14 protein-coding genes are annotated in these 20,338 nt (G+C 47.0%); 12 read left to right on the forward strand and 2 right to left on the reverse strand.

Annotated features, from left to right (window positions below; translation table 11 throughout):
* Positions 1–56: 56 nt before the first annotated feature.
* Positions 57–5,774, reverse strand: a complete 5,718-nt coding sequence (locus tag FE785_RS08870) for a retention module-containing protein (protein WP_168188951.1) — start codon at positions 5,772–5,774, stop codon at positions 57–59.
* A 192-nt stretch (positions 5,775–5,966) separates the two neighbouring features.
* Here FE785_RS08870 and FE785_RS08875 point away from each other — a divergent pair, with 192 nt between their 5' ends.
* The 5 genes from FE785_RS08875 to FE785_RS08895 all read left to right on the forward strand — a co-directional run bounded on the left by FE785_RS08875 (position 5,967) and on the right by FE785_RS08895 (position 12,357).
* On the forward strand, positions 5,967–7,772 hold the full coding sequence (locus tag FE785_RS08875; protein WP_138565406.1) for a TolC family protein: 1,806 nt from the start codon (positions 5,967–5,969) through the stop codon (positions 7,770–7,772).
* Positions 7,773–7,865: 93 nt separating this feature from the next.
* On the forward strand, positions 7,866–10,001 hold the full coding sequence (locus FE785_RS08880; protein ID WP_138565407.1) for a type I secretion system permease/ATPase: 2,136 nt from the start codon (positions 7,866–7,868) through the stop codon (positions 9,999–10,001).
* On the forward strand, positions 9,998–11,410 hold the full coding sequence (locus FE785_RS08885; RefSeq protein WP_202978297.1) for an HlyD family type I secretion periplasmic adaptor subunit: 1,413 nt from the start codon (positions 9,998–10,000) through the stop codon (positions 11,408–11,410). Before FE785_RS08880 ends, FE785_RS08885 begins: the two co-directional genes overlap by 4 nt.
* 4 nt (positions 11,411–11,414) lie before the next feature.
* Positions 11,415–11,996, forward strand: a complete 582-nt coding sequence (locus tag FE785_RS08890) for a response regulator transcription factor (protein ID WP_138565408.1) — start codon at positions 11,415–11,417, stop codon at positions 11,994–11,996.
* A 7-nt stretch (positions 11,997–12,003) separates the two neighbouring features.
* Positions 12,004–12,357 carry a tryptophan synthase subunit beta like protein gene (locus FE785_RS08895; protein WP_138565409.1) on the forward strand — a complete coding sequence of 118 codons (354 nt, stop codon included), beginning with the start codon at positions 12,004–12,006 and terminating at the stop codon, positions 12,355–12,357.
* 14 nt (positions 12,358–12,371) lie between these two features.
* Here FE785_RS08895 and FE785_RS08900 read toward each other — a convergent pair whose 3' ends face one another.
* The gene (locus FE785_RS08900; protein WP_138565410.1) at positions 12,372–12,863 is read right to left on the reverse strand and encodes an FxsA family protein; all 492 of its coding nucleotides are present in this window, start codon (positions 12,861–12,863) and stop codon (positions 12,372–12,374) included.
* 223 nt (positions 12,864–13,086) lie between these two features.
* On the opposite strand from FE785_RS08900, the gene dsbD reads away from it, so the two are divergent.
* The 7 genes from dsbD to FE785_RS08935 all read left to right on the forward strand — a co-directional run bounded on the left by dsbD (position 13,087) and on the right by FE785_RS08935 (position 20,322).
* Positions 13,087–15,333: a protein-disulfide reductase DsbD gene (gene dsbD / locus FE785_RS08905; RefSeq protein WP_138565411.1), complete on the forward strand. Its 2,247-nt coding sequence runs from the start codon at positions 13,087–13,089 to the stop codon at positions 15,331–15,333.
* 266 nt (positions 15,334–15,599) lie between these two features.
* On the forward strand, positions 15,600–16,043 hold the full coding sequence (aroQ, locus tag FE785_RS08910; RefSeq protein WP_138565412.1) for a type II 3-dehydroquinate dehydratase: 444 nt from the start codon (positions 15,600–15,602) through the stop codon (positions 16,041–16,043).
* A 74-nt stretch (positions 16,044–16,117) separates the two neighbouring features.
* Entirely contained in the window at positions 16,118–16,579 is a 462-nt protein-coding gene (accB, locus tag FE785_RS08915) for an acetyl-CoA carboxylase biotin carboxyl carrier protein (protein WP_138565413.1), read from the forward strand.
* Positions 16,580–16,589: 10 nt separating this feature from the next.
* A complete protein-coding gene (gene accC, locus FE785_RS08920) occupies positions 16,590–17,939 on the forward strand; it encodes an acetyl-CoA carboxylase biotin carboxylase subunit (protein ID WP_138565414.1) in 1,350 nt (449 codons plus the stop codon).
* Positions 17,940–18,128: 189 nt separating this feature from the next.
* Positions 18,129–19,004, forward strand: a complete 876-nt coding sequence (gene prmA / locus FE785_RS08925) for a 50S ribosomal protein L11 methyltransferase (RefSeq protein WP_138565415.1) — start codon at positions 18,129–18,131, stop codon at positions 19,002–19,004.
* Positions 19,005–19,025: 21 nt separating this feature from the next.
* Positions 19,026–20,033 carry a tRNA dihydrouridine synthase DusB gene (gene dusB / locus FE785_RS08930; RefSeq protein ID WP_138565416.1) on the forward strand — a complete coding sequence of 336 codons (1,008 nt, stop codon included), beginning with the start codon at positions 19,026–19,028 and terminating at the stop codon, positions 20,031–20,033.
* 22 nt (positions 20,034–20,055) lie between these two features.
* On the forward strand, positions 20,056–20,322 hold the full coding sequence (locus FE785_RS08935; RefSeq protein ID WP_238696253.1) for a helix-turn-helix domain-containing protein: 267 nt from the start codon (positions 20,056–20,058) through the stop codon (positions 20,320–20,322).
* Positions 20,323–20,338: the final 16 nt, after the last annotated feature.

The following is a 20,338-nucleotide window of genomic DNA, read 5'->3' on the forward strand; positions in this document are numbered from 1 at the left end:
AAATGCGGCCTGTTTTTATTTGAACGCCTTATCGTTCATATTCCCTAGTATTCATCCTAGGTATCAGTGCTATCGCCATTTAACTGATCATCAATGATCTGCTGCATGGTTTCATCTGGCACTTGAGTTTCAGGAACATCCAAGGCAGCAACATCCGAACCTTCAGACAACACTTGCTCACCTTCAGCATCATCAACTACCTCTGCCAACTCGACCGGCTCAATATCAGCTGATTCAGCACCAGAATCTGATTCACTCTCAGCGGCAGCGACTTCATAGTCAAGACCATCATCACTAAAGTCGATAAGCGAATCTTCAGCAGCGTCAATAGCCCCATGCTCAATCAACATGTCTTCAACATGAGCCATGGCATCTTCAACCGATACTGGTGTTAGACCATTAGACTCTAAAATTCCAGCCAGCTCTTCGCCTGAAATATTTGCCAAATCAAACTGCTCATCTGAGAACAGTTCATGCATAGCCTCACTGATATGGATTCCGTCGTAAGCATCGGCATTATTGTCCAAGGACTGTAACAACACTGCCATATTTTCGACATACTGATTATCCATCACATTCAAGTCAATATCGGCAATTTCTTGCAGGAAGAGTTTTCCGTCAGACATAACATCGGCGATTCTCGATGAATCCACTGTACCTAACAACACATTACCAATCGAGAAGCTCACACTATCACCTAAATGATAATTAAAGCCACCGTTCTCTGCGGTAAAGCCACTCAGACCAGATGAGGTCGTATAGGCCAATCCCGCGACAAACCCATCGATGAGCTGACCCCCAATTGTCACTCCGGCAACGTCGTCTTGGTCGATACCAACCGTGATAGTGCCTGCAGCTGAATCTCCATCTTGATCAATAGCTGTAGCATCTACACTGAGCACTACATCATGCTCAGAAATATTACTGACACCATCGATTTTCACTGAAAAGTTTTTACCTGTATCAGCACCGGTTAAACCTGTAATAACAACCTGTTGATATAAATCCGTACCAACAACTTGATAGAAAGCCCCTTCCACAGCGGTAACCACCGTATCACCACCAACAACTGTACTGACTTGAGTTCCATTATCATCATATACAATGACTGATACAGGGTCTCCATTCTGATCAAAAGCCTCCACAGTAAAGGTCGGCGTACTTTTCACACTAACAGTATTGAATACGAAATTATTAATTTCGCTATCCGTCAATCCAGACGTATCGTAACTAGCGGCACCACCATTCAAGGTAGAGTCGTCATAAAAATCAAATGTCAAAGTTTGACCATTATTTACATAGACATTCCCGGTACCAAACACCAGTGAATTGGAGTTCACATCACCAGCACTACCTGTTACAACAATATCCGTTTCTGTACCTGCCAAATCCACAATACCGTAGACAGGATCGTTACCCGCTTGGATATCAGTATTAGACGGAGTAATCGTAATATCGTTTTGAACATAGAAAGTACCATCTACAGCAGAAAAGGTATAGCTGCCAGTATTACCATCGACAGTCAAGGTGAAGACTGCACCGACACCGCTGACAGTACCTTGGACTTGAGTCGGACTAACTTGAGACCACATAATAGGTTCAAAATCTGAACCATAGAACAATAGCTGCCCGTCACTGGTAGTAACTTGACCGCCATCGCTATAATTACTGAAATCCAATACGTAACCATTTGGATTTGCGCTATCGGCACCAGCTTCAAAATTCAAGGCAATGCCAACATCCGTCTCACCAGGAGCAACTACTGTAGAGGTAGCCGTAAAGTCAACAGGAGTATCATCGTTGATAGTTAAATCAAACGATCCTGACGTACTTAGACCTCCGTCTCCACTGATAACTGCGCTGATAACAACGCTTAGAGACCCTTCTACATCATCCGCGGCGACTAGCTCATGATGTTTAATTGGCTGATAAAGGGTCGCATCATAACTCGCTCCAGAGTCAGTAATAGACGAAACTGCAACAGTGAATACCAGATAATCTGCATCGCTTTCCGAACCCAATGGTGCATTGGATTTATAACCAATTAAGGTGTTGGTAGCAGCATCCCAAACAGTGATGATAGAGGTACCATCCAAGGCACTTAAACCTGTACCATTTGCGCCGCCAACACTTGTTGACAGAACAATACTGTCAACAGACTCTCCGTTTAAGTCATAAGTAATGGTGCCGGAAGTTACAGGTGTAATATCTCCAGTACCTCCTGCATTACCAGATGCACCAGAAATATCATCCTCATCTACAGAAACTGCAGTTGTTAAAGCATCGTTATCGACAATCGTACCCAGACCTTGCGCATCACTGATGGTCGCATTGCTTGGGTTGGTAAGGTTCACATCGAAGGTTTCATTGCCTTCATAGATCAGGTCTTCACTGATCGGTACCGTAATCGTTTCGGTGGTGTCTCCGGCGGCGAAGTTCAAGGTACCGCTTTGTGCCGTATAGTCCAGACCCGCGGTCGCACTGCCGTCCGCCGTCGCATAGTCCACACTGACCGGGAACGCACTTGGGTTCGACAAGCTCACCGTGAAGGTCGCGGTTCCCGCGTCTTCATTTACCGTCACATCATCAATCGTGATAGTTGGTTCCGCATCGTTATCGACAATCGTACCCAGACCTTGCGCATCACTGATGGTCGCATTGCTTGGGTTGGTAAGGTTCACATCGAAGGTTTCATTGCCTTCATAGATCAGGTCTTCACTGATCGGTACCGTAATCGTTTCGGTGGTGTCTCCGGCGGCGAAGTTCAAGGTACCGCTTTGTGCCGTATAGTCCAGACCCGCGGTCGCACTGCCGTCCGCCGTCGCATAGTCCACACTGACCGGGAACGCACTTGGGTTCGACAAGCTCACCGTGAAGGTCGCGGTTCCCGCGTCTTCATTTACCGTCACATCATCGATTGTGATGGTCGGTTCCGCATCGTTATCGACAATCGTACCCAGACCTTGCGCATCACTGATGGTCGCATTGCTTGGGTTGGTAAGGTTCACATCAAAGGTTTCATTGCCTTCATAGATCAGGTCTTCACTGATCGGTACCGTAATCGTTTCGGTGGTGTCTCCGGCGGCGAAGTTCAAGGTACCGCTTTGTGCCGTATAGTCCAGACCCGCGGTCGCACTACCGTCCGCCGTCGCATAGTCCACACTGACCGGGAACGCACTTGGGTTCGACAAGCTCACCGTGAAGGTCGCGGTTCCCGCGTCTTCATTTACCGTCACATCATCAATCGTGATAGTTGGTTCCGCATCGTTATCGACAATCGTACCCAGACCTTGCGCATCACTGATGGTCGCATTGCTTGGGTTGGTAAGGTTCACATCGAAGGTTTCATTGCCTTCATAGATCAGGTCTTCACTGATCGGTACCGTAATCGTTTCGGTGGTGTCTCCGGCGGCGAAGTTCAAGGTACCGCTTTGTGCCGTATAGTCCAGACCCGCGGTCGCACTGCCGTCCGCCGTCGCATAGTCCACACTGACCGGGAACGCACTTGGGTTCGACAAGCTCACCGTGAAGGTCGCGGTTCCCGCGTCTTCATTTACCGTCACATCATCAATCGTGATAGTTGGTTCCGCATCGTTATCGACAATCGTACCCAGACCTTGCGCATCACTGATGGTCGCATTGCTTGGGTTGGTAAGGTTCACATCGAAGGTTTCATTGCCTTCATAGATCAGGTCTTCACTGATCGGTACCGTAATCGTTTCGGTGGTGTCTCCGGCGGCGAAGTTCAAGGTACCGCTTTGTGCCGTATAGTCCAGACCCGCGGTCGCACTACCGTCCGCCGTCGCATAGTCCACACTGACCGGGAACGCACTTGGGTTCGACAAGCTCACCGTGAAGGTCGCGGTTCCCGCGTCTTCATTTACCGTCACATCATCGATTGTGATGGTCGGTTCCGCATCGTTATCGACAATCGTACCCAGACCTTGCGCATCACTGATGGTCGCATTGCTTGGGTTGGTAAGGTTCACATCGAAGGTTTCATTGCCTTCATAGATCAGGTCTTCACTGATCGGTACCGTAATCGTTTCGGTGGTGTCTCCGGCGGCGAAGTTCAAGGTACCGCTTTGTGCCGTATAGTCCAGACCCGCGGTCGCACTACCGTCCGCCGTCGCATAGTCCACACTGACCGGGAACGCACTTGGGTTCGACAAGCTCACCGTGAAGGTCGCGGTTCCCGCGTCTTCATTTACCGTCACATCATCGATTGTGATGGTCGGTTCCGCATCGTTATCGACAATCGTACCCAGACCTTGCGGATCACTGATGGTCGCATTACTGGCATTGGTAAGGTTCACATCAAAGGTTTCATTGCCTTCATAGATCAGGTCTTCACTGATCGGTACCGTAATTGTTTCGGTGGTGTCTCCGGCGGCGAAGTTCAAGGTACCGCTTTGTGCCGTATAGTCCAGACCCGCGGTCGCACTACCGTCCGCCGTCGCATAGTCCACACTGACCGGGAACGCACTTGGGTTCGACAAGCTCACCGTGAAGGTCGCGGTTCCCGCGTCTTCATTTACCGTCACATCATCAATCGTGATAGTTGGTTCCGCATCGTTATCGACAATCGTACCCAGACCTTGCGCATCACTGATGGTCGCATTGCTTGGGTTGGTAAGGTTCACATCGAAGGTTTCATTGCCTTCATAGATCAGGTCTTCACTGATCGGTACCGTAATCGTTTCGGTGGTGTCTCCGGCGGCGAAGTTCAAGGTACCGCTTTGTGCCGTATAGTCCAGACCCGCGGTCGCACTACCGTCCGCCGTCGCATAGTCCACACTGACCGGGAACGCACTTGGGTTCGACAAGCTCACCGTGAAGGTCGCGGTTCCCGCGTCTTCATTTACCGTCACATCATCGATTGTGATGGTCGGTTCCGCATCGTTATCGACAATCGTACCCAGACCTTGCGCATCACTGATGGTCGCATTGCTTGGGTTGGTAAGGTTCACATCGAAGGTTTCATTGCCTTCATAAATGGTGTCGGGACTGATTGGTACAGCAATTTGTTTTACCGTTTCACCAGGGGCAAAAGTAAGAACACCGCTTACAGCAGTGTAATCAAGGCCAGCTGTCGCTGTTCCATCTGCAGTTGTGTAACTGACGGTAACGGTAGAAGTCGCTGCCTCACTCAAACTAACCGTAAATATCGCTGTCGCAGGTTGCTCTTCATTACCTTCTATTACTGTCACATCATCAATCGCAATACTTGGTATCACTTCATTAGCTACAGAAGCGTCTGTAGTAACCTGAATACTCTCTGTTGACAGAGGATCTGTTTGATATGAAATAGGCGTGACCGTTTCGACAACACGTGCAACTTCAGGCACACCACCTTCTTCTTGATATTGAGCGCCTTCTTGCTCGGCAATACTCAATAGACGCAAGCTCATGGAACCGCCATCTCCACCCGCACCCGCACCCGCTGCGGTAGCTTCAAGATCTTCGGTTAAGTCACCACCGGCTTCCAATACCGCTAACACATCTGCAATGGATTGATCTTGAATCGTGTTATCATCAACAGAAGCCACTTTTTCAGCGAGAATATTTTCTGTTAATAGAATGGATTGCTCTCCAGCGATGGTAACACTCTGTTGATCAGGAAGCTGCAATACAACTCGTCCCGTCACGCCGGTTATCAGGGTTTCGCCTTCATACAATTCCGCGCCAACATCCAGTAAACGGGTATTCCCCGACTCATCTCTGGCCAACACTTCACCTTGTATTTCCAGAATCATTGCAACTACTGCTTTCATGACAACCTCCATCACATTTGGCTTTGTTATCTACAGCTTAAATCCCCCCCAAATTTGCCGCATCGTACCAAAGTATGAATATGCATAAATTTATTTGATAACAGCTATTTATAATTCCTTATTGCAAACTGCATTTTTTGGAGTATTCTGAAATTACGAACCCTTATCTAGCAACTCCTTAAGGAGAATAGTATGATTTACCCTACAGTCATTAAAACTACTAGAACCATATTATTCAGCTCGCTATTCCTACCTCTTGGCTTCATAAATGCCCATGCAGAAAGCACCACTTTACAACAAGCAATTACCGAAGCAATCGAAACCAATCCTGAGGTTCAAGCGGCTTGGCATAATTTTCTATCTTCGCAAGCAAACACCGAGCAAGCATCGGCAGAATACGGCCCTAGCGTAGATTTGTTCGCCGATTACAGTGTCCAGTTCCGAAGCAACTACACCAATAAACATTTTGATGGCGCCAGTGGGCGCATCAGCCTGACACAGATGTTATATGACGGAAACCGAACCGAATACAACACTGAGGCCTTCAAAAACAATGAACTGGTCCGCTATTTTGAACTGCTTTCCGCAGTAGAGAAAACCGGGTTGGATGCCTATATTGCTTATCAGGATGTTCTGCGTTATCGCGAATTGGCGATTCTGGCGCAAAAGAACTACAACAGCCACAAAGATGTTCAAGAAAAAATTCTTGCCGGGGTTGAAACCGGCTTCACACGAGGTGCGGATTTAGAACAGATAAATGGTCGTTTAGCGCTTGCCGAGTCTAATTTACTCACCGAAAAAGCCAACTTACATGATGTCAGTGCCCGATACCTAAGAATCATTGGCAAAGTACCAACCGTAGAGATGAGTAATGCGGATTTGGAATCTTCGCTTCTTCCGGGCAGCTTTGCGGATGTCATGGGAGTGGCCTATGAACACAATGCCAACTTCCATGCTGCACTGCGCAATACTCAGGCCAAGCGCTCCACCGTTCAGGTTGAACGTGCCGCGAATAAACCTCGTCTAGACTTAACCGCACAATACGGTGCCCGCACTTATAACGACAACGGATTTGATGAAGATGTACAAGACGGCAAAATCGCTTTGGAATTCCGTTATAACCTCTATGACCACGGCAGAACCAGCTCGGCGATTACCGGTGCAAAAGAAAATGTTTCCCGTGCACAATACTTGCGAGAGAAGGCTTGCGTCGATATGCGCCAAACACTACAAATTGCCTACAATGATGTCCAGAAAATCAGTGATCAATTGCCAATCCTGACGCAACATAGAGACGCTTCGGATATGGTCAGAACCGCGTTTGCCGACCAATTTGCCATCAACCGTCGAACATTATTGGATTTATTGGATACCGAGATTGAGTACTTCCAAGCCGGTAGAGCTTACACCAACTCGTTCTACGATCGTAATATCTCCGTTGCCAAGACTTTGGCGGAGATGGGAACCCTGCTGAGCAAACTGGAAATCACTCGTAATGGTCTACCAAACCTTGCCGATTTAGGTGCCGAGAAAATGGAAATCGTACCTGAAATGATGTGTCCACTGGTTGATGTTCCTAATATGGATATCGCCGCCCTTATCCCTAAAGAACCAAGCAAATTCGCCGCGCCTGAAGCGGATAATACCGAAGGTAACACCTACCGCTTGGAAATCCAGTTCCAATACAACTCATCAGCAATTGATCCCAAATACAGTAACGATATTGCTGAGTTAGCACGTTTTATGGAGGATCATCCAGATACCGTTGTTGAAATTCGCGGACACGCTTCTTTAGAAGGCTCTGAAGTATACAACCAATGGTTGTCCGAACGTCGTGCGCAAGCCGTCGTAGATGAACTGATCAATACTCACAATATTGATCCGAACCGTCTATCAAGTGTCGGTTTTGGTGAAACACAACCATTGATTGACGCCATGACGGCAGAAGCCCACAAAGCCAACCGCCGTATTGAAAGCAATATCAAAAACAAAGAGTAATCATCAATACTCAAGGCAGGTAACCGAGATCATCGCTAGACTCGGTTACTTGCCACTTACCCATAATACTGATGAGTAGAAACTGTAGACGCTGTGACTGAAAAAATCATCAACGATCCTCTAACAGAATGTCTGTTAATCCTTTGTCGTTTTCATGACAGAAACACGACTCGCGATAACCTTGTATCCGGATTACCCTTAAATAACGGTCAACTCAGTCCCTCACATTTTGAGCGCGCTGCTAAACGTGCCGATTTAGCGAGCAAGTTCGCCAAACGCAAATTAACCCAAATCAATAGCTCTTTGATGCCGGCGATACTGATTCTCAAGGATGACGATAACGCACAAAGCGCTTGTGTATTACTTGCCGTCACAGACGGCAATGCCCAACTGATTTATCCCGACTTGCCCGACACCGTAGTGGAAAAGCCACTTTACCAGCTGGAAAGCGACTACAGCGGTCAAGTGATTTACGTTCGTCCCGAATTCCACTTCGATAGCCGTGCTACCCAGTTTACCCAAAACACTATGCACTGGTTTTGGGGGGTTATTAAAGAAAATCACGGCTTATATCGAGATATCTTAATTGCCTCGATTTTTATCAATCTGTTTGCCATTGCCATGCCTTTATTTGTCATGAATGTCTATGACAGGGTTGTGCCTAACCATACCACTGAAACTCTGTGGATGCTGGCCATAGGTATCGGCTTGGTGATGTGCGCCGAACTCGCTTTACGGCTGGCAAGAAACTGGTTTATTGATTTAGGCGCCAACCGTGCCGACATCAAAATATCGGCTGAACTGCTTGAGCATGTCATGGGGCTGAAATTAAAAAATCGCCCAATCTCATCGGGCTCTTTTGTTTCCAATATCCAGTCATTTGAATCGATTCGCAACTTTATCGGCTCCTTGACCGTAGTAGCGCTGGTAGACCTGCCATTCGTACTGTTGTTTGCCACCATCGTTGCCTTGATCAATATCTATCTGGTTATCCCCATACTGCTTGGCGCTTTGTTTTTACTGGTTTATGCCATGCTCGCACAACGCAAAATGCATAGCCTGTCGCTAGATGCCATGCAAGCCGGTTCGATGCGTAATGCCACTCTATATGATGGGATCGCCAATCTAGAAACCATAAAAAGCCTCAATATCGAAAGTAAAACTCAAACCGATTGGGAAAAAACCAATCTGTTTTTGACGCATAACGCAGCGAAAATGCGCTTAATTGCAGCCTCCATAACCCAAGGCGCTCACTGGACACAGCAGATTGTCGGCGTTAGCGTGATTATCATCGGGGTTTATTTAATAATTGAAGGCCAAATCAGCCAAGGGGCGTTGATTGCTTCCTATATGTTAAGTGTCAGGGCCATGTCGCCAATCAGCCAGACAGCCGGACTATTGTCTCAATATCACTATGCCGCGACCGCTTATGATTCTCTGGATAACCTAATGGCTTTGGAAACCGAGCGCGCCACCGATAAAGACTGGATATCACCGAATTTCGTCCGCGGTGAAATCGAATTCAAAAACGTCAATTTCCGTTATAGCGAAGAAGATGAATATGTCCTAAAAGATGTCAGCTTCAAAATTCAACCGGGGGAAAGCATCGCTCTATTAGGACGCAACGGTTCCGGCAAATCCACTATCGAGAAATTGATTCTGGGCCTTTACGAACCGGAATCCGGTAGCGTCATGGTGGATGGCATCAATTTAAAGCACTTTGATCCAGCCGTATTACGTCGTCATATAGGTTATATGCCGCAAGAAAACACCTTGTTTTTCGGCACCCTAAAGGAAAACATCACTATCACCAACCCTTTTGTCAGCGATGAACAGATATTAAAGGTAACCAAGTTCTGTGGACTTAACAGCTTATTGCAAACACATTCGGCCGGTTTGGAATTACCCGTTGGTGAGCAGGGGCGCTTGCTTTCCGGAGGACAAAAGCAAGCGGTCGCCTTGGCACGCGCTTTAGTCGGTGAACCTCCGATTTTATTATTTGACGAGCCTACCGGTTCGTTTGACTATGCTTGTCGCAAAGACTTTGTGCAACGCGTGCCTGAGATCGCCAAAGGCAAAACCTTATTAATGATTACTCACAATATCAATTTGATTCAAAAAGCCAGTAGAGTTATGGTCATGGATAGCGGCAAGGTAATCGCCGACGGACCGACTGAAACCGTACTTGAAGCTTTACGCCAAGGTCGTGTAGGGAGTTTGAAGGTATGACTCAACAGCACACACCTGAAGAACGCTTGTTCAAACAGATCAATAAAATGGCGGTTGCTCCGGGTCAGCAACGTCATCGTATGATCAAAAACGCCATTATCAATAATGAACTACAGCATAAAGACTGGGTAATCGATGCCGAATGGGCAAAAATCCAGCAACAGCCGATTCGGGCAAAAAGCCTACTCTATTTAGTGGCACTGATTATTGTCGGTTTGATTACTTGGGCGGCTTTCGCGCCGTTGGACGAAATTGTGCGAGGCCAAGGCAAGGTCATTCCATCCAACAAGTTGCAAGTCATTCAATCGCTTGATGGAGGTAGTATCAAAAAAATCCTCGTCACTGAAGGGCAAAAAGTTAAAGCCGGGGATTTACTTGTGCAAATCGACGCTACCCGTTCGGAGTCTTCACTCTATGAAAACGAAGCCCAGGTGTTGGCCTTACGAGCGGAAATTATCCGTCTGCAAGCCTTAACCAACGAAACCGCGTTAATTTTCCCGCAAAAACTGATCAATATCGCGCCAGATGTTGTCGAGCGTGAACAACGTCTTTATAGAGCAAATATGAATGAGTTGCAGGAAAACCGCAAAGTATTACATTCGCAGTTGCAACAAAAAGAACAGATGCTACGCGAAGCGCGCGCATCGCGAAACCAATACGCACTCAATATAGAATTGCTCAGCAAGGAGCTTGACGCCGTCAGACCCTTATTGAAATCGGGCGCGGTTTCCGAGGTGGAAATTTTTAAAATGACCCGCGAGCTCAACTCTTTGCAGGGTGAGCTGGATGTCACTCGAGCAACCATCAACCGTAATAAAGCCGCTATTGACGAGGCCATGAACAAAATCAGCGAACTTAAAGCTCGCAGCATAGCCAAATGGCGTGAACAGCTTTCCGAATCGTCTGCCAAATTGGCGTCTTTGCAGCAAACTGCCGTCGGCCTTGAACATATGGTGCAGCAAACCGACATTCGCTCCCCTATTAACGGTACCGTGCAGCGACTTTTGGCAAATACCGTTTCCGGAGTGGTCACTCCCGGTCAGACTTTAATGGAAATTTTACCAACAGATGATATCCTAATTATCGAAGCCAAAATAAATCCAAGAGATATTGCATTTTTGCTTCCAGGGCAACCGGCGACCATCAAATTCAGTGCTTATGACTTTACCATTTATGGTGGCGTCGAGGCCGAGGTAACGCAAATCAGCCCAGATTCGATTACCGATGAAAAGGGTAATACCTACTATATTGTAAAACTCAAAACCCGCGTTGCCGATGTTCATGAGGCGATTAAGGTTATTCCGGGAATGATTGCCGAAGCTGACATCATTACCGGTAAAAAAACTGTGCTTGAATACCTATTCAAACCTATTCTAAGAGCTTCTTCGCAAGCCATGACAGAGAGGTAACGCCATGCAGCTATTCACCTTACCCGGCTTTGTTGCCACCACCTGGCAACAGGCTTTTCCGCAATTAGAGGTTGTCACCGATTCAAACCCCGTGACCACCCGAAACGATATTGTTTGGATTATCAGTCAGACTGAAAACTGGCAACAACGTATACAAGAATCCATTAAGCAACACAACCAGGTCATTGTGCTTAGCCGCAATCCTAACACTGAAGAGTTCAAGAGCGTTTTTGCACTTGGTGCAAGAGGCTATTTGGATGCTTTATCTAATAAGCAGATTCTGCAAACCGCTTATCAAGGCGTAAAAGCCGGAGGCTTATGGATCCCTGAAGACATCGTCAACTCGATGATCGGCAACCTTCAGCCGAAATTGCCTGCTACCCCAAAGGCCAATTTATCAGTGCTCAGCGGCGCCGAACTCAAGGTCGCACAAAAGGTCGCGCTCGGTGAATCCAATAAAGAGGTTGCCGAAGACTTGAATATTTGCGAACGCACAGTCAAGTCGCACCTGACTTCGATTTATCAAAAACTGAATTTACGTGATCGCATGCATTTGATGTTGCATATGCAAGACGCAGGACTTTAAAAACCTTATGTATGTTCGACGCAACGAAAACGGCCAAATACAAGCGATAAGCCAACAACAGAGCGAAGAATTCAGTGAATGGCAACCCCTTTATTGCAATGAGGTGCAACAGTTTCTTGCTGAAGGCGGCGAAACATTGGAAGACGCCAAAAGTCTGCTGCAACATTCAGATGAAGGTTTTATTCGTGTTCTGGAAGATTTGATTGAGTTATTGACCTTAAAAGGAATTATTCAATTTACCGAGCTTCCTAGCGAAGTGCAGAAAAAACTCATTACTCGTAAATCGGTACGTGCCCAAGCCAACAAACTGGTGCTTTTTGAAGAAGACCATCAATCCGGTGAAATCAAACTTCCCGAATAGTTCTGATCTAGCTTTTAACGCTTATCCTTATCTTCAAAATCTGCATCAATGACCGGTTTATCGTCATGCTGCAAGTTTTTCGGAGCTTGTGGCTCTTTCTCGTGCCACTGACCTTCATAAATATTATCATCCTGCTGGTAGCGATAATAACCTTGTGTCTTCATTCCCTTGGCACTCACTTTAATCAACAGGTTTCGTACCAAAGGTATTAATAGCAACAAGCCGATAGTGTCGGAAATCAAGCCAGGAAAAAACAACATAACGCCACCCAGAAAAATCAGCACGCCATGCATTAGAGTAGCTTGCGGAGATTCTCCCTGCGCCATTTGCGTTTGCGCTGTCTGCAGAGTAGCCAAGCCTTGACTTCTCATCAAGAAAACCCCGATAACCGCCGTTGCGATGGTCAACAACACAGTCGGTAAAGCGCCTATCCAGCTACCAACCTGAATCAAAAAATAAAGCTCAATCAATGGAACAACAAACAATAATAAAAATAAAATTCGCATTTACACGGTCTCATAACAAAAATCTTTGCCAATAGCCTAACATCGGCGGCAATCGGAGGACAGACTAACGTTAGATTTTTCGCTAAAAAATGGAGAAACCATGAAACTTATCACTTCGCTACGCAACATGCTTTATTAAACAATCGAAAAGATTATAATTGTCCGTTAATTTAAATAGAGTTAACTGTCTCAGGTAAGCAAAGAGACCTTAAAAGAGATTCTTATGAAAACAGCCAGCACTCATTCACTATCCACCCAAGCATTAATTTGGTTCAGCGCCATTTTATTAAGTTTCAGCGTATTAGCGCCCCAGCAAGCTTTGGCGAGTGATGAGCTATTAGAAGTCGATCAAGCATTTCAATTACAGCAACCGACATTTGCCGATGGCAAGCTCATTGTTGAATGGAAAATCGCCGATGGTTATAAACTCTATAAAGATAAGATGTCTGTAAAAGCCAGCAATATTGTTTTACAGACACCACAATACTCAGCCTATAAAACCATTGACGATCCTTTATTCGGTAAAAGCGATGTGTTTGCCGATAAGGCCGTCATAACCATACCTTACAGCGGAAACGGTGACAGTGACATCAGCGTAAGTTATCAAGGGTGCTCTGAAAAACTGGGCGTTTGCTATCCGCCACAGACCCGGTCCTTCAAGCTAAACGCTGCAGCGGTTCAAGCTGGACAGAATCCAGCCCCTGCAAGCTTTGGCAGTCTTAATGAACTCAATAAATACCTAAGCGCTGATACAGGTCAAGACGAATTATTGGATGCCGATGATGCCTTCGCATTTTCAGCTAAGCAAGACGGCAATCAATTAATCATCAATTGGTCGATTGCTCCAAACTATCACCTTTATCGTGACAAAATCAAAGTTAAAACACTGCAAGGCGATATCCAGCACGGCAAATTGCAACTGCCTGAGGCGACTTTGATCGATGATGAACTTTTCGGTAAAACCCATGTCTTCCACGGTGATATCGAAGCGGTTCTCGCGCTTAAGCAAGCCGCCGCCGGCAGCATTATCGAGATTGAATACCAGGGTTGTTCTGCGAGCAACGGCGTCTGTTATCCTCCGGCTAAAAAGCAGATCGATTTGAACGCGGTTTCTGCAAGCAGCGGAGCCCAAGTTGCGAGTGCCGTCGTCATGGATTCAACATCCGGCGACCAGTCGGAAAGCGACATGATTGCCGACACCTTGAAAAACAGCAGCGTTTGGATTGTGATCGCAACCTTTTTGGTATTCGGTTTATTACTGTCTTTAACACCTTGCGTATTCCCGATGATTCCCATCTTATCGAGTATTATTGTAGGCCAAGGCGATCAACTAACCACTAAACGCGCCTTTATTATGTCGCTCGTTTACGTATTGGCCATGTCGGTGACCTATACCGTTGCCGGCGTACTGGCAGGCGTGTTTGGCGAAAACCTCCAGGCAGCCTTCCAGAACCCTTGGATTATCGGTAGCTTCAGTATTATCTTCTTGCTGCTTGCGCTATCCATGTTCGGTTTCTATGAATTGCAGCTGCCAAGTTCTCTGCAATCGAAGTTAACCAATATTTCAAATAAACAGCAAGGTGGCACCCTGACCGGCGTTGCAATAATGGGCTTTTTATCGGCATTGATTGTCGGCCCCTGCGTTGCCCCGCCTCTAGCCGGTGCTTTGATTTATATCGGCCAGACCGGTGATGCCTTATTAGGTGGTCTGGCTCTGTTTGCCATGAGTATGGGGATGGGGCTGCCTCTACTTCTGCTGGGAACTTCAGCCGGTAAACTGTTACCTCGTGCCGGTGTATGGATGGATAATGTCAAAGCCGTATTCGGTGTTATGCTTATCGCCATTGCCATCTGGATGGCGGAAAGAATCATTCCGGTAGAAGCGGCGATGCTAAGCTGGGCGATGTTACTGATGATCTCTGCGGTATATATGGGCGCTTTCAGTTCCACTCAGGACACCTCCGGCTGGTTCAGACTTTCAAAAGGCCTGGGATTGGTTTTATTCTTCTACGGTGCCGCGATCCTGATTGGTTTATTAGGTGGTTCTAAACAGATGTTCCAACCGCTACAGGTATTCCAAGGTGGCGGCAAAGTGATGCAACAGCAGGCCGACAAACTGGACTTTAACAAGATCAAATCGATAGAAGATCTAAACGCTGAGCTGGCAAAAGGCAAACCGGTGATGCTCGACTTCTACGCGGATTGGTGCATAAGCTGTAAAGAGATGGAGGCACTGACCTTCTCCAAGGCTAAAGTACACCAGGCACTTGAAGGTGTCGCCCTATTAAAGGCCGATGTCACCGCGAATGATGATATTGATAAGGCACTAATGAAACAATTCGGTATTATCGGACCTCCAGCCATTTTGTTCTTTAATACTGAAGGGGTCGAACAAAAAGCGCAACGTGTGGTAGGCTTTAAAAATGCCGATGACTTCACCGCAGTTATCAACCAAGCATTCAATAAATAACACCTTGGCCATCTCACTATCTGCTATAGTGAGCAAACACAATCGAACTCCACCTGCCTTTTCGGTAGCGTGGAGTTTTTTATAGACTGACAACCTAACACCCAACCAACAAAGCAAAACTTAACTTTTGCGCGCTTTTAGTGATTTTCAGAGCAGTACGCGGCAGTTCATGCCAAAAAACTTCCAAATTAGCTTGTAACATCATAGTGTTCACCAACCAGATACGTTATAATCCAGACACACACATTTTTTGGATAGTGAGCGATATGGCAAGTATTCTGGTAATTAATGGCCCAAACCTAAACATGTTGGGACGTCGCGAACCTGAAATCTACGGGCATGAAACCCTAGAAGACATTATTTCCGGCTTAATTGATTTAGCCGATGAATACAATATTCGCCTGTTCGACTTCCAAAGCAATGCAGAACATGAAATCGTCGAGCGCATCCATAAAGCGATGGATGACGATACCGACTATATCATTATCAATCCGGCCGCTTTCACTCACACCAGTGTTGCGATTCGTGACGCCTTGGCAACCGTGGATATTCCATTTATCGAGGTCCACCTATCCAATATCCATAAACGTGAGTCGTTCCGTCATCACTCTTATTTTTCTGATTTGGCTGAAGGCGTTATAGCCGGGTTAGGCACCAAAGGTTATCGCTTAGCTTTTGAAGCCGCCGCAGAAAAGCTGGAAGAAAGCTGAATCGCCAAATCCAAATCATCAAAATGTTAATCAGTTAGAAAATACAAAAAAATCCAAAGGAAAAAGGATACATCATGGATATTCGTTCAATCCGCAAACTTATTGAGATTGTAGAACAGTCAGATATCGCCGAAATCGAAATCAAAGAAGGCGAGCACAACATTCGTATTTCACGCAGCAAAGAACAACAAGTCATCGTTTCTGGCGCCCCGGCACCCATGGCGGCGGCACCAGCCCCGGTGGCAACGGCGGCGCCAGCTCCGGCCGCTGCCGAAGCTCCTGCCACAAGCACCGAGGTCAGCGGCCACAAAGTCACTTCGCCAATGGTTGGAACTTTCTATTCAGCACCATCTCCAGATGCCGCACCTTTTGTTAAGGTTGGCGACAAGGTCTCTGAAGGTGACACGCTATGCATTATCGAAGCGATGAAAATCATGAACCCTATCGAGGCGGATAAATCAGGTACCATCAAGCAAATTCTAGGTAACAATGGTGAGCCGGTTGAATTTGGTCAAGCACTATTCGTGATCGAATAAGGGATTATCGATGATTGAAAAACTTCTCATTGCCAACCGCGGTGAAATCGCGCTTCGCGTATTGCGAGCTTGTAAAGAGCTTGGCATTAAAACCGTCGCCGTTCACTCAACTGCGGATGCTGATCTTAAACACGTTTTAATGGCTGACGAGACCGTTTGTATCGGTCCTGCGCCGTCAAGCGAAAGCTACCTAAATGTCCCAGCACTGATTTCGGCGGCAGAGGTGACCGATGCCGAAGCGATCCACCCGGGTTATGGCTTTCTCTCTGAAAACGCCGACTTTGCCGAACGCGTTGAAGAAAGCGGTTTCAAATTTATCGGTCCTAAAGCCGAAACGATCCGTTTAATGGGCGATAAGGTTTCTGCCATCAAAGCGATGAAAGCGGCAGGCGTACCTACTGTGCCTGGTTCTGGCGGCCCATTGGGCAGCAACGATAAAGAGAACTTGGAAATCGCACAACGTATTGGTTACCCGGTCATTATCAAAGCCTCCGGCGGCGGTGGCGGTCGTGGTATGCGTGTAGTCCATACCGAAGCCAACCTATTGAAATCTATCCAGCTAACCAAATCGGAAGCCGGTAGCTTCTTCGGTAACCCGGAAGTCTATATGGAAAAGTTCCTCGAGAACCCTCGCCATGTAGAAATTCAGGTATTGGCCGATGGGCAAGGCAATGCCGTTCATCTAGGTGAACGTGACTGTTCTATGCAGCGCCGCCACCAGAAAGTGGTTGAAGAAGCCCCTGCACCGGGCATTACCATTGAACAGCGCAACAAAATCGGTGGCGCCTGTGCCAATGCCTGTATTGAAATTGGTTACCGTGGCGCCGGAACCTTCGAGTTCCTATATGAGAACGGTGAGTTCTATTTTATTGAAATGAATACCCGTCTTCAGGTGGAACACTCGGTCACCGAAATGGTTACCGGTATCGACTTGGTTAAGGCACAGATTGAAGTCGCGATGGGCATGCCTTTATCGATTACCCAGGAAGACATCAAGCTTTCCGGCCACGCCATCGAGTGTCGAATCAATGCGGAGAACCCGGCGCGCAACTTTATGCCGTCACCGGGTAAAATCGAGCGTCTGCATCTGCCTGGAGGCTTAGGAGTGCGTTGGGATTCGCATATCTATACAGGCTATAGTGTACCGCCGCATTATGATTCAATGATCGGTAAGCTGATCTGCTTCGGCAGCGACCGTCAGACCGCCATCGCACGTATGAATTGTGCGCTGAGCGAAATGGTCATTACCGGCATTGATAGCAATATCCATCTGCAGCGTGAAATCATGAATGACGGTGGTTTCCAAGACGGTGGCCGTAATATCCACTATCTGGAAGAGCGTTTAGAGCACCTGCTTTAAAAACGGCACCAGACAGAAAGCAAAGCTGTTAAACGCACGGCTAGGTTTCCTGTTATAATCTGCACAAAAAACGGAAAACCTCTAATACTTTGCGGTATTAGAGGTTTTTTGCTTTCTATATATCCGGGGTTTGCTGGCGAATAGATGAGCTAATCCCCAATTTCATTCTAAAAGTGACTAGGAATTTTTATGGCTTGGATTCAAATCAATGCGATCGTCAATGAAACACTGGCGGAACCACTGTCTGATGCATTTATGGAAGCCAATGCCGCATCGGTCACCTTTGAAGACGCCCTTGACCAACCTATTTTTGAACCGGATTTGGGGACCACACCGGTCTGGTCTCAAACCAAGGTCATCGGCTTATTTGATGCCGAAGTCGACAGCCAACAAGTCATTGACTTCCTCAGCCAACAGATGCCGGAGATTTCCGCAGACAGCTATAAAACCGAAGTCTTGGAAGACAAAGACTGGATTCGCGCCTGGATGGATCAATTCAAACCTATGCAGTTTGGTGAACGTCTGTGGGTTGTACCAAGCTGGACTGAAGTACCGGATGCCGATGCGGTAAATCTTTTGTTAGATCCCGGGCTGGCTTTTGGCACCGGCACCCACCCAACCACATCGTTGTGTTTAAGCTGGCTGGACAAAAATTCGCCTGACAATCTAACCGTCATTGATTATGGCTGCGGCTCGGGGATTTTGGCTTTGGCAGCGCAAAAACTGGGTGCCAAAACAGTTACCGGAACCGATATCGACCCTCAAGCGATTAGCGCCAGCATCGAGAATGCAAACCGCAATAACGAACAGATTCCGTTTGCCTTGGTAAAAGACTTTGATAGCGAACCGGTCGATTTATTGATCGCCAATATTCTCGCCGGACCATTAAAAGAACTCGCCCCGGAGTTCCAACGCCTGCTTAAATCCGGTGGCCGCCTGGTATTATCCGGCCTACTTGCGGTACAGTCGGCAGAACTGATTGAGCATTACCGCCAGTTCGATATAGAACTCGATGAACAGCAGTCTCTCGATGAATGGGGTCTGTTGTCCGGCTATAAAAAATAAATTGATGCAGCAGCTGTCGTTATGAGCTTGCAGATAGGCCCTTACCAGTTTAAACACAATTTAGTGCTGGCACCAATGGCGGGCATTACCGATGCGGTGTATCGCCAGCTTTGTCGCGATAAGGGTGCCGATTACACTCTGGCTGAAATGGTGGCATCGAAAAAGCAGCTGTGGGATTCAAAAAAATCCTCCACCCGCCATGCCAGCTTGACCGATCCCGAACCACGAGCCGTACAGTTAATTGGAACCGATGCGACTGAATTGGCCGAAGCTGCCGCATGGCAAGTCTCTCAAGGTGCGCAAATTATTGATTTGAACATGGGCTGCCCGGCGAAAAAAGTCTGCAATGTCGCTGCCGGTTCTGCCTTGATGGCGATGCCGGACAAGGTCGAAGAGATTTTTCAAACAGTAGTCGCCGCGGTCAATGTACCGGTGACGGTGAAAATCCGCACCGGAAGTGACGACAGTACAAAAAACGCTTTGCAAATCGCCCTACTGGCAGAACAGTGCGGATTGCAAGCGGTGACTATTCATGGCAGAACCCGAGCTGCAAAGTTCTCCGGCGAAGCCGAATATCAGACGATAAAAGAGGTCAAACAGGCGCTCTCGATTCCGGTGATTGCAAATGGTGATATTTGCACCCCCGAACAGGCTGATTTTGTATTAGAATACACGCTTGCCGATGGCATAATGCTCGGCAGAGCTACACAAGGTTATCCTTGGATATTTCGTGAAATAAATCATTACCTTAACTCAGGCAACCATCTCGAAAAGCCGAGCTTAGAAGAGTTCGCCGCGACAGTTAAGCAACATATTTCAGGATTACACCGCCTATATGGTGAGGACTTAGGGCTTAAGATAGCCCGCAAACATCTAGGTTGGTACGCGCAACACCTGCCTGATGGCAAGCAACTCAGAAGACAGTTCAACCAACTACAGCAGGCTGATTTACAGTTAGATATAGTTTATGATTTCTTTGCCGAACTGGGCTACAGCAAAATAGGCATAGCACAGCAAAAACAAAAATAATAGATACGACACATGGATACTTATGACTGATCGCCAAATGAGTGATGACAAGCAGCCGGCCTGTTTAAGCCATCACGTGACATTGATGCTACAAGGCTACTTTGCCACCCTGGACGATGAATCGGTGACGGATGTTTATGACATGGTCATCCAACAGGTAGAGAAACCGCTGATTGAGTTTGTCTTACAGCAAACCGCATTTAACCAAAGCCAAGCGGCTAATATTTTAGGGATGAACCGCAATACCCTAAAAAAGAAAATGCAGAGATACCAAATTGAAAACGCTTAGTTAACACTCAATAGAG

Source organism: Thiomicrorhabdus sediminis, assembly GCF_005885815.1.
In the GTDB taxonomy this organism is placed as follows: domain Bacteria; phylum Pseudomonadota; class Gammaproteobacteria; order Thiomicrospirales; family Thiomicrospiraceae; genus Thiomicrorhabdus; species Thiomicrorhabdus sediminis.